This window comes from Burkholderia sp. WP9 (assembly GCF_900104795.1).
Classification (GTDB): domain Bacteria; phylum Pseudomonadota; class Gammaproteobacteria; order Burkholderiales; family Burkholderiaceae; genus Paraburkholderia.
The window spans coordinates 1,461,921-1,473,280 of record NZ_FNTG01000001.1 but is presented as its reverse complement, the minus strand read 5'-3'; the positions used below and the strand labels follow the sequence as shown (position 1 = coordinate 1,473,280).

The 11,360-nt window shown below is 63.3% G+C and carries 7 protein-coding genes; 4 read left to right on the top strand and 3 right to left on the bottom strand.

Going from position 1 to position 11,360, the window contains the following annotated elements; translation table 11 throughout:
- Positions 1-76: 76 nt before the first annotated feature.
- Complete coding sequence (locus tag BLW71_RS06600) at positions 77-1,243, top strand: glycosyltransferase family 4 protein (RefSeq protein WP_091794280.1); 1,167 nt, start codon at positions 77-79, stop codon at positions 1,241-1,243.
- 124 nt (positions 1,244-1,367) lie between these two features.
- Here BLW71_RS06600 and gmd read toward each other — a convergent pair whose 3' ends face one another.
- From gmd to BLW71_RS06585, 3 genes are all read right to left on the bottom strand, one after another.
- The gene (gene gmd / locus BLW71_RS06595) at positions 1,368-2,411 is read right to left on the bottom strand and encodes a GDP-mannose 4,6-dehydratase (protein WP_091794278.1); all 1,044 of its coding nucleotides are present in this window, start codon (positions 2,409-2,411) and stop codon (positions 1,368-1,370) included.
- A 149-nt stretch (positions 2,412-2,560) separates the two neighbouring features.
- Positions 2,561-3,289, bottom strand: coding sequence for an SGNH/GDSL hydrolase family protein (locus tag BLW71_RS06590; protein ID WP_091794276.1), 729 nt, complete (start codon positions 3,287-3,289; stop codon positions 2,561-2,563).
- Positions 3,286-4,416, bottom strand: a complete 1,131-nt coding sequence (locus BLW71_RS06585; protein WP_091794274.1) for an acyltransferase family protein — start codon at positions 4,414-4,416, stop codon at positions 3,286-3,288. Before BLW71_RS06585 ends, BLW71_RS06590 begins: the two co-directional genes overlap by 4 nt.
- A 684-nt stretch (positions 4,417-5,100) precedes the next feature.
- On the opposite strand from BLW71_RS06585, the gene BLW71_RS06575 reads away from it, so the two are divergent.
- The 3 genes from BLW71_RS06575 to BLW71_RS06565 all read left to right on the top strand — a co-directional run bounded on the left by BLW71_RS06575 (position 5,101) and on the right by BLW71_RS06565 (position 11,318).
- On the top strand, positions 5,101-7,302 hold the full coding sequence (locus tag BLW71_RS06575; RefSeq protein ID WP_091794269.1) for an NHL repeat-containing protein: 2,202 nt from the start codon (positions 5,101-5,103) through the stop codon (positions 7,300-7,302).
- A 96-nt stretch (positions 7,303-7,398) separates the two neighbouring features.
- Positions 7,399-8,865 carry a flippase gene (locus BLW71_RS06570; RefSeq protein WP_091794267.1) on the top strand — a complete coding sequence of 489 codons (1,467 nt, stop codon included), beginning with the start codon at positions 7,399-7,401 and terminating at the stop codon, positions 8,863-8,865.
- Entirely contained in the window at positions 8,862-11,318 is a 2,457-nt protein-coding gene (locus tag BLW71_RS06565; RefSeq protein WP_091794264.1) for a glycosyltransferase family 4 protein, read from the top strand. The genes BLW71_RS06570 and BLW71_RS06565 overlap by 4 nt, the downstream gene beginning before the upstream one ends.
- Positions 11,319-11,360: the final 42 nt, after the last annotated feature.

Here is an 11,360-nt window from a genome sequence, read left to right as displayed (position 1 = left end):
GGCGGGTTCGTATCGGCCCGCCGGCGGTTTCATCGCTTAACCATCACAACTCTCAAAACGCACAGGGGTCACAACCATGACGACGAGCTCTATCAAATCGCTGCAGATCGGGATGCATTGGTTCCCCGAGCGCGCGGGCGGCCTCGACCGCATGTACTACTCGCTGGTCGGCGCGCTGCCGGGCGCGGGCGTCGCGGTGCGCGGCGTGGTGGCCGGCTCGCCGAAGGTAGCCGCCGACACCGGTGGCGCGATCAACGGCTTCGGCTCCGCCGCGCAATCGCTGCCGTTGCGGCTGATGGCCGCGCGCCGCGCGCTGCGCCAGGAACTCAGCACGTCACGCCCGGACGTGATTTCGTCGCACTTCGCGCTCTACACGTTTCCGGGCCTCGACGTGACGCGCGGCATTCCGCAGGTCTCGCATTTTCAGGGACCATGGGCCGACGAGAGTCACGTGGAAGGCGCCGATTCGCTTGGCCAGCGCGCCAAGCGCTATCTGGAGCAATCGGTCTATGCGCGCTCGTCGCGGCTGATCGTGTTGTCCGAAGCGTTCGGCAAGATTCTGACGTCGCGCTATCGCATCGCGCCGGACCGCGTGCGCGTCGTGCCCGGTTGCGTCGATGTCGAGCAGTTCAATCTGCCGATATCTCCGGCCGAGGCGCGACTCAAACTGCAAATGCCGCAAGACCGGCCGATCGTGCTGGCGGTGCGGCGTCTGGTGCGCCGCATGGGCCTCGAAGATCTGATCGATGCGATCAAGCTGCTCAAGCGCAGTGCGCCGGACGTGCTGCTGCTGATCGCTGGCAAGGGGCGGCTGGAGGGCGAACTGCAGGCGCGCATCAATGAAGCGGGTCTGGAAGATAACGTCAAGCTGCTGGGTTTCGTGCCCGATCAGCATCTGGCGGCGCTCTATCGCGCGGCGAATATCAGTGTCGTGCCGACGGTCGCGCTGGAAGGGTTCGGCCTGATCACGGTCGAATCGCTGGCCTCGGGCACGCCGGTGCTGGTCACGCCGGTGGGCGGCTTGCCGGAAGCGGTGGCGGGTTTGTCGCCGGATCTGGTGCTGCCGGAAACAGGTGCGAAGGCAATCGCGGACGGACTGGCGGGCGCGCTCAACGGTACGCTGAAATTGCCGGATGCCCAGGCATGCCGCCGTTATGCGCGCGAGAACTTCGATAACGCGGTGATCGCGAAACGGGTGGCCTCGGTGTATAGCGAGGCGATTGCGGCGGGTGGGGTGCACTGAATCAAGCCTGCGGCGCGGTGAAATGAAAAAGACGCGGGGCCTCGATCATTGCGATCGGGCGCCGCGTCTTTTTTTGCATTGAAGATGCGCGACCGCCGGCACGGCGGCGCCTCGTCACCGCGAATCAGAACGTCTCGTGATGCTGGTTACGTCCGAGATCCGCATGAACCATCATGTGGCACAGCTGTTCCAGCGTGGTTTCCGGCTTCCAGCCGAGTTTTTCGTGAGCCTTGTCGGCGCAGCCGATCAGCAGGTCCACTTCGGCGGGGCGATAGAACTTTGGATTGACGCGTACCAGAGTCTTGCCGGTGGCGACATCGATACCGGTTTCGCGTTCTTCCTTGCCCGACCATTCAAGCTGGTAGCCCGCGGCAGCGAACGCCATGCGCACGAAATCGCGGACCGTTTCGGTGCGGCCGGTGGCGAGCACGAAGGTGTCCGGTTCATCGGCTTGCAGCATGCGCCACATGCCTTCCACGTATTCGAGCGCGAAGCCCCAGTCGCGTCGTGCGCTCATGTTGCCAAGTTCGAGCACGTCCTGCTTGCCGAGCTTGATCTTGGCGACGGTGTCGGTGATCTTGCGGGTGACGAATTCGCGGCCACGCAGCGGCGATTCGTGATTGAACAGAATCCCGCTGCTCGCGAAAAGACCGTACGACTCGCGATAGTTGATCGTCGACCAGTGCGCGAACAGCTTGGCCACGCCATAAGGGCTGCGCGGATAGAAGGGCGTGTCCTCGCGTTGCGGGACGGCCTGCACGAGGCCGAACATTTCCGACGTCGACGCCTGGTAGTAGCGGGTCTTCGGGTTGAGCATGCGGATGCCTTCGAGCAGATTCAGTGCGCCGATGCCGGTCACTTCAGCGGTCGTCACCGGCTGGTCGAACGAAACGCCCACGAAGCTCTGCGCGGCGAGGTTGTATAACTCGTCGGCCTGCGCGCCTTCGAGCAGACGCAGCGTCGAACCGAGATCGGTGAGGTCGTGTTCGACGAGGCGCAAATTCGGATGATCGAGCACGCCAAGCTCACGCATGCGCCAGAAATTGACGGAGCTCGTGCGCCGGTAGGTGCCGGTCACGTGGTAGCCCTTGTCGAGCAGCAGTTTGGTCAGATAGGCGCCGTCCTGTCCGGATACGCCGGTGATGATCGCTTTGCGTGGTTGGCTCATAGCTTGCCTTCGGAATTGTTAAAAGAAAAAGAAAAAGCAGTCGCGCCGGTTAAGGCGCATTTCATCGGCACTCGGAAAGCACATCTCAGAAGCACGTTTTCGCCCGCGGCAAAGATGCCGAAGAGGCGAAACGCACTTGAAAAAGCGCTTCACGGCGTGCCGTCCAGCAGCCGCCGCACCAACGGTTCGACGACCTGAAAATCCTGTTCGGCCTTCAGCCGGTACAACCCCGGCCTGGGATGCGCGCCGTCGGACATCAACGTCTTCCAGTCCGGCAAACTGCTGATGTAGGCGAACTGATCGACGAGCGGCACCTGCTGCTCGGTGGCCACCCGGCGCGTCATCGCGACCATCGTGGCGAGCCGCGCGTTGAGCCGGTTGTCCGGCATCGGGTTCGCGGTCTGCAGAACCGGCTGTTTGCCGAGCGCGCGAGCGGTCGTTACCAGCGCCGTCTCGGCCGTGTAGAACTGCTCGGGCGTCTGGTTCTGCATGACTTCGTTGATGCCGTAGTTGATCAGTACGATCTGCGCGGGCGAAGCGGCGAGCCGCTCCTGCCACGGCAGGCCGGCCGTCGGCCCGGCACGGCGATTGCCCGTGCCGTCGCGCAGTTGCATTGCCATCGTGTTGCCCACACCGTAGTTCGTGACGCGCACCTGGCCGCCGTGATGCGCCTGCAATTCGTCCTGTAGATACGTCACCGCGTTTTGCGCTTGCGGGCCGCAATGGCCGTCGCTGCAGGTAATGCCGAGCGTGGTCGAATCGCCGTAGGCCTCGATCAGCACTTGCGTTCGCGGGCCCGGCGTCGCGGCGAGCGCGGTCGACCCGAGCATCGCCGCGCTCGCCCATACGCTTGCAACGAGCCATGCGCGGCGCTTCATGCGCGGCTTTGCGGCGCTTGCGGCGCCGTGCTGACGCCGCCGCCCGCTGCGGGCTGCGTTTGCGGTTGGGGATGCGTCTGCGTTTTTAGCGGGGCATGCGCGTTGCCCGCCGAGCCGAAAATCAGGCGCTTCTCGAATGCGAACCAGGTGAAGGTGGCGTAGACGAGCGTGATCGCTAGCGCGAGCGCGGCGGTCACATAGCGGTTCAGATGCAGCGGCCACAGCGCGTACAGCACGCTCAGGTGAATCAGATAGATCGTGTAGCTGATGGTGCCGATATAGACGAGCACGGGATTGCACAGCAGCCGTTTGACGATGCCCTTGCTTTGCAGGGCGATGACCACGACGGAAGTACAAAGCACCAACGAAACGCTATAGAGCCCTGCATTCGAGAGCGGCGTGTTAGCCGCGCGAAAACGCGGAAAGTGCAGGTGCAGCCACGCCAGCACCGCGAGCGCCGCGATCATTCCCAGCACTGCGAGCCCCTTGAACGGCTCGAGCGCATTGCGGTCACGCCGTACGGCGACCGCCAGCAACGCGCCGGCCGCGAGCAGATCCATCCGGAACGGCGTGAGGTAGTAGATCGGCCAGAACGAATCGAACCAGGGCGTGGCCACCGCGCGCAGCACGGGCACGAGCAGGATCAACGCGGCCGCCACGTAGCCGAGCACGCGCTCGGGCACGAGCAGGATCACGAATGGCCAGAAAATATAGAACTGCTCTTCGACAGCGAGCGACCACAGCACATTCAGGCTGTCGTGACCGCTCTGGTTGAGCGCGTCGCCGATATTGGTCGCGAAGAATGCGTACCACTGCCAGTGCTGCGCCCAGCCGAAGCCGAACAGAATCGACGACACCACCATCAGCAGCACGTAGGGAGGCAGGATGCGGCGCGCCCGGCGCGCGTAGAAATAGCCGAAATACGACTGCCCACGCGCCTTGCGTTCGAGCAGGATGCCGGTAATCAGAAACCCGCTCAGAACAAAGAACAGATCGACACCCATCCACAGCGGCGCCTTCAATGCGTGCTGCGCGAACACGGCGAGCACGGCGATGGCGCGCAAGCCGTCGAGCTGCACGATGCGGCGGGAGTGGGAAGGCGCTAAGGGCAGTGCGCTGGCAGTCATGAACCGTCCATGGTGTGAAGCAGATGGGCCGGGCGAAGGATCGCGCGAGGGTTGCGGAGAACAGGCGCGCTCGCTTCGCGTCGCAACGGAAGTGCAATTGATTCTAGGGAAAAGAAAATCGTGAAAAAACGGGAATGAATTGGATAAATGAATCAGATTGCAACAGGGTGTTTCGTTGTCCATTCGCAATGGATTTTTATGCTTGTATCGAATGGATGAGCAGCCGTGTAATAAATGCGGATCGCCGCGCGGAAGATCGGTAAGGATGGCGCAAAGGCGCGTACGGCGATACGCGCCGCAGTCGATCTGTTTTTAATCGATTTTTAAATTGAATTCTTTCACAACGCTTAAAGCGCCGAATATTTTTGAATTATTTTCGATTTTCGTCGCGGTGTTTTTTCCGCGTAATGTGAGCCGTGCGGATTGGGCGGCCAAGGACGGCGCGTGGGCTTCGCGCTTTGCCTCTTTGCCGGCGCATCAGGCACGCGGCAACTGGTCTTGTCGATGCCCTGCCTGAGTCCTGTCCGCGCACGAATCTGTCTCATGTCCTTGCATGGCTTCTGGCGACTTGCATCACGAGATCGACCGCGATTCGTACCGTCATTTCACTGGGTTGTGCACCCGCGATCTGCGCGCGAGCCAAGTTGCGGCGCGCGCGGCGCAGCGTTGATTGGAGGAAATACCTTGCCCCGTTTCACGTTCAAAAGCTGGCTCGCCGTGTTCGCATGCGCCGCCGGACTGACTGCGCAATCGGTCAGTTTCGCGGTTCATGCGGAAACCGCGTTGAACGCGAAGACGTCATGGATTGGCAACACATTTGGTTTCGGCGATGGCACCTGGGCGCAGATCAACATCACCGCCATCGCGGTGACGCCGGACGGCAAGGTCTATACGAACGCGCCCTGGGACGAAAGCGGCGCTGAGGCGAGCGTCTATCAGAACGGCAAGATGCTCGGCTTCGCAGGGGGCACGCATGGCTGGGGCAACAGCGGCGGCAGTGCGGTTGCGGTGAATCGCAAATATGCGTTCGTCGCGATCGCGGTCGGCAACGAGAAGGGCCGGCTGGTCGAGCAGGGCGTGTGGCCGGAGAAGGGCAAGCAATGGTTCGGCATTTCGCGCCGGCAGATCGCCGATCCGAAACGCGCCGCCCCGTTCCAGCCCGCAGCGAAAAGCGCCGACCCGCATGCGCAACTGGCGGCCGGTTTCCTGATGATGAACGAAGTGCCGACCGACACGAGCGCCGAAATCGGCGGCCTCGCGGCGAACGAAACCACGCTGTACGCGGCCAACACGGCGCGCGATCGTATCGAGGTGTACGACGCGGAATCGATGCAGCAGAAAACCACCTGGAGCGTGCACGAGCCGGGTCGACTCGCGCTGGCGCCGGACGGCACGCTGTGGCTCTTGAGCGGCACGCGTAACGACGCTGCGCCGCACGTCGAGCACTACACGGCGGCGGGCAAACGCATCGACGAAAATTTCACGCTGCCTGCCGGCACGATTGCGGTGGATATCGCGGTCGATGCGCAAGGCCGCATCCTGATCGCGGACAACGGTCCGCGTCAACAGGTGCTGTATTTCAGCAGGAATAACGGCCGCTATGCGGAGTCGGGCTCGCTCGGCGAGCACGGCGGCATTTTTAGCGGCGTTGCCGGCAAGCCGGGCTCGCAGCGTTTCAACGGACTGACCGGCGTGGGCGTGGATGCGCGCGGCAACGTGTATGTGTCGACCAACGGCATTGGTCCGCGCTATGCCCCGATCGGCGCGGGACTCGGCGCCACGCTCGAAAGCTATGCGCCGGACGGAAAGCAGAACTGGCAGGTGCAGGGGCTGCTGTTCGTCGACGGCGCATGGATCGATCCGTCGCGTCCGGACAGCGTCTATACCGGCAACAAACGCTTCGAACTCGATCTGTCGAAGCCGGCCGGACAGGACTGGAAATACGCGGGTTTTCTGTCGAACCGCTTCAAGTATCCGGACGACCCGGTGTTTCACACCGATCAGTACCCGGGCCTGCCGATCGCCCGCAAATTGAAGGGCCGCACGTTTCTGTATCTCACGGACATGTATGCCGACCATCTGAAGATCTATCGCTTCGATCCGCAGCATGACGGCGAAACGGCGATTCCCTCGGGCTTCATCGCGGGACGTGAGCGCGCCGTGGCCAAGGTGCCGAATGCGCCGCCCGGCGGCGACTGGATCTGGCGCGATGCGAATGGCGACGGCAAGTTCAACACCGACGAATTCACGCTCAATACGTCCGGTATGAAGCTCGCGGGCGGCTGGGGCTGGTGGGTCGATACCGCCGGCGACATCTGGCGCACGCGCGATACCAAGGGCATTTATCGCTTCCGTTTCGGCGGGCTGGATGCAAAGGGTAATCCGGTCTACGCGTACTCGAACATGACGCAGTACCCGGTGCCGCAACCGTTCACGGAACTGCATCGCGCGATCTACGACCCGGACACCGACGCCATGTATGTGACGGGCTACACGGCCGACACGCCGATCGATCGCGGCTTCTGGAAAGAAGTGGGCCGCGTGCTGGTGCGCTACGACAAATGGTCGAGCGGCAATCCGGTGCAGCGCTATGCAATCACGCTGCCGTGGCAGACGCAGAGCAAACCCATCGCCACCATCATCGGCCTGACGGTCGAGGGGCAATACATCTTCGGCGTCGAGCCGGTCGGCGCGGTGCACGTGTGGGACAAGGACAGCGGCAAGGAGCTCGGCGTGATCCGGCCGGGCCCGGAAGTGGGCCGCGCGTCGGGCTGGGTCGATGTGCCGAACGGCATCAGCGCTTCCAGGCGCGCCAATGGCGAATACCTCGTGTTCGTCGAGGAAGACGCGCGCGGCAAAGTGATGATGTACCGCTGGAAACCTTGATGAGCGAGGCGTGAACGCTTCATTCGCATAGCGAGGCAACACCCAGGAAAGACCCAGGCAGCACGCAGGCAAACGTAGTCAACCCCAAGGCATCCGATGGACAAAGGCATTCTCAAGAACGTAGCGATCAATTTCTTCGGATTGGTGCTGCCGACTTTCGTCTCGCTCGTGACCGTGCCGTCGTATATCAAGCTGCTCGGCGTCGAGCGCTACGGCGTGATCAGTCTCGTGTGGACGCTGATCGGCTACTTCGGGATTCTCGATCTCGGCATGAGCATGGCCGCGCAGAATCACATCTCGAAGGCACGCGCATCCGGCGACAAGGAAGAGAGCGCACGCGTGTTCTGGAGCGCGACATGGCTCAATCTCGCGACCGGCGTGATAGGTGGATTGATCATCTACTTCGGCGCGTTTCTCTACACCGCGTATTTCACCAAGGTATCGCCCGAGTTGCAGCACGAGGTGTATATGGCGCTGCCGTGGCTCGCGGTGGCGATTCCGATTGCCAACGTGTCGTGGGTGTTCGCGGGTGCGATCAACGGCGCGGAACGCTTCGGCGTCTACAACACCAATCAGACCATCGGCACGTTCCTGTTCCAGTTGCTGCCGCTCGGCGCCGCACTGTGGATGGGCGCGACCTTGCAGAACGTGCTCGCCGCCGCGGTGTTCGCGCGGATCCTGGCCGCGCTTCTGCTGGGCCGTTCCGCGCTGAAAGTGCTGGAGATTCGCCGCGTTCTGCCGCCGCAATTCGGCGTGGCGAAAGGGCTGTTCAATTTCGGCGGCTGGATGCTGATTGCGAGCGTCACCACCATGATCGCCGACTCGCTCGACCGGGTGATGCTCGGCACGAGCCTCGGCGCGCGTTTCGTTACGTATTACACGGTGCCGCAAAACCTCGTCACGCGTCTGAACATCGTGCCGACGGCGCTGGTGCGCACGCTGTTTCCGCGGCTCTCCGCAGTCGGCCGCGCCGACGCCGACACCATCACCCGGCAGTCGCTGGAGTTTCTCAACGGTGTGTTCACGCCCGTCGCGCTGGTCGCGATGCTGGTGCTCGAACCTTTCCTGCATCTGTGGGTGGGCAATGAAATCGCCACCGTGGCGGCGCCCGTGGGCCGCATCATGATCGTTGCCGTGTGGCTCGTCGGGCAGGCCAATGTGACGCGGATTCTGATCCAGTCACAGGTCAATCCGGCCACCGCCGCGCGCGTCGGTCTGTTCGAATTGCCCCTGTTTGCAGGCGCGTTGTGGTTCGGCATCACCCATTTCGGTCTGACGGGCGCGGCAGTGGCCGTGGCCGGCCGGGCGCTGTTCGACTACGCGGTGCTGCTGCGCCTGTCGGCGATTCACGCGCGGCAGATCGCGCTCGACATGCTCGCCCACCTTGCTTTCCTGCTGGCGAGCCTGTGGCTTGCCAGCTTCCTGCCGGGTCTCGCGGCGGCGATTGTCGCCGGCGTATTGATGGTCGGCGCGAATGTCGCCTGGTCGATCACGATGACCCCTGCCTTGCGCGATCTTGCGCGTTCACTGCTGTTGCGACTGAATCCGAGGAAAAGCGCATGAACCACGAAGTCCTTGAAGAAGCCGTGCTGCAACCCGCGACGCGCAGCGCACTGGCCGAACTCACCACCGTTCCCGGTGTTCAGGCGCCGCCGCGCCGCGCCGCATTCCGTGGCGATAAAACGGTGCGCGTTGCGATCGTGCATGACTGGCTCGTCACGTATGCGGGGGCCGAGAAGGTGCTCGAACAGATCGTTGCGTGCTTTCCGGACGCGGACCTGTTCAGCCTCGTCGATTTTCTCGACGACCGCAGCTTTCTGCGCGGCAAAACCGTCACCACGTCGTTCATCCAGAAGCTGCCGCTCGCGCGCACCAAGTACCGCTCGTATCTGCCGCTGATGCCGCTCGCGATCGAGCAACTCGACGTGTCCGCCTACGACGTGGTGATTTCGAGCAGCCACGCGGTCGCCAAGGGCATTCTGACCGGACCCGATCAGGTGCATATCAGCTACGTGCATTCGCCGATCCGCTACGCGTGGGATTTGCAGCATCAGTACCTCAAGCAGTCGAGGCTCACCGCCGGCCTGAAGTCGGCCATGGCGCGGCTGATTCTGCATTACATCCGCAACTGGGATATCCGCACTTCGAATTCGGTGGATGGCTTCGTGGCCAATTCCGACTTCATCGCGCGGCGTATCAAGAAGGTCTATCAGCGTGACGCGCGAGTGATTTTTCCGCCGGTCGATGTCGAAGCATTCACGCTGTGCGCGGACAAGGACGACTTTTATCTGACCGCTTCGCGGATGGTGCCGTACAAGAAGATCGATCTGATCGTCGAAGCGTTCGCGCGCATGCCGCAGCGCAAGCTCGTCGTGATCGGCGACGGTCCCGACATGCAGAAGATCCGCGCGAAAGCGGGGCCCAACGTCGAGATCATGGGCTACCAGCCGTTCAAGGTCCTCAAGGACCGGATGAGCCGCGCGAAGGCTTTCGTGTTCGCCGCGGAAGAAGACTTCGGCATTTCGGTGGTCGAGGCGCAAGCTTGCGGCACGCCGGTGATCGCTTACGGCAAGGGCGGTGCGCTCGAAACCGTGCGCGATCTGTCCGAGTCACGGCCCACCGGCATGTTTTTCGACGAACAGAATGCCGAGTCGATCATCGCCGCGGTCGAACGTTTCGACGACCACGTGAAGCGTTTTTCGCCACTGGATTGCCGCGCGAACGCCGAGCAGTTTTCGGCCGCGCATTTCCGCGAGCGTTTCTTCGCGCATGTGCGCGCGTCGGTGCCGGCGCTGCGCACGGCGACACTCCCGTCCTACGTGCCGTATAAGGCTGATACCGCAGCCAACGGGCCGCGCATTCTGGCCGTCGATCAAAGCGGCGTGCTCGGCGGCGCCGAGTTGTCGTTGCTGGAGATCGTCAAGGCATTGCGCTCGCGCATCGAAGTCGTGCTGTTCGACGACGGCCCGTTCCGCACCGCGCTGGCCAAAGCCGGCGTAGCGGTCGAGGTGCTCGATGCGGGCGCGCTGCGCCATGTGCGCAAGCAGGGCGGTTCATTGCCGAAGGGGCAAGCGCTCAAGGGCCTGATGTCGCTCGTGCGCGCCACGGCCAAACGCGCGCGCAAGTCCGACGTGATCTACGCGAACACCCAGCGCGCCATGGTGATCGGCGCGCTCGCCGGCAAACTGGCGCGGCGCCCGGTAGTCTGGCATCTGCGCGATATCGTGAGCCCCGAGCATTTCGGCGGCAAGCAACTGGCGATCATCAAATGGTGCGCGCGTCTTGGCCTCACCCATGTGATCGCCAATTCGGCCGCCTCGGCGCGCGCGTTCGCCGAGCTCACGCAGTTCGACGAAAAACGCATCGACGTGGTGTTCAACGGCATTTCCGCCGCGCCGTTCGACGCGTTGCGCACGGTGCCGCAAGCGGCGCTGCGCCAGCGCCTCGGCCTGCCGCAGGACGCGTTTCTGGTCGGCTCGTTCAGCCGTCTCGCGCGCTGGAAAGGACAGCACGTGCTGCTCGAAGCGATGGTCCTCAATCCGCAGATGCATGCGGTGCTGGTGGGGGCGCCGTTGTTCGGCGAGGATCAGTACGAGATTGAATTGCACGCATTCGTCGCCGCGCACAACCTCGGCGAGCGCGTGCATTTTCTCGGCTTCCAGCACGACATCGCGGCTTGCATGTGCGCGGTCGACGCGGTGGTCCACACGTCGATCACGCCGGAGCCGTTCGGCCGCGTGATCGTCGAAGGGATGCTGGCGCAGCGGCCGGTGGTGGCCGCGCGCGCGGGCGGCGTGCTGGAGATCATCGACGACTACGAGAACGGCGTGCTGTGCACGCCGGGGGATGCGCACGGCCTCGCCGACACGCTCGCCGAATTGCGCTCGAACGACGAACTGCGTAACAGGCTGGTTCGGAACGGATATCAGACGGCGCTGGGCCGGTTCGGCACCGCAACCTATGTGGAAGGCGTCGAGCAGATCCTGAAGCGCGTGGCGGCCTCCAGAACGGCTTAAGCAAGTTCAACGCGGGGTAGGCAGGGGCTCGGCCAGTCCCTG

What these genes read in the sequence shown, in the direction of transcription:
- BLW71_RS06600 (WP_091794280.1), top strand. Translation starts at nt 77, where the DNA reads ATGACGACGAGCTCTATCAAATCGCTGCAGATCGGGATGCATTGGTTC.
- BLW71_RS06565 (WP_091794264.1), top strand. Translation starts at nt 8,862, where the DNA reads ATGAACCACGAAGTCCTTGAAGAAGCCGTGCTGCAACCCGCGACGCGC.
- gmd (WP_091794278.1), bottom strand. Translation starts at nt 2,411, where the DNA reads ATGAGCCAACCACGCAAAGCGATCATCACCGGCGTATCCGGACAGGAC.
- BLW71_RS06570 (WP_091794267.1), top strand. Translation starts at nt 7,399, where the DNA reads ATGGACAAAGGCATTCTCAAGAACGTAGCGATCAATTTCTTCGGATTG.
- BLW71_RS06590 (WP_091794276.1), bottom strand. Translation starts at nt 3,289, where the DNA reads ATGAAGCGCCGCGCATGGCTCGTTGCAAGCGTATGGGCGAGCGCGGCG.
- BLW71_RS06585 (WP_091794274.1), bottom strand. Translation starts at nt 4,416, where the DNA reads ATGACTGCCAGCGCACTGCCCTTAGCGCCTTCCCACTCCCGCCGCATC.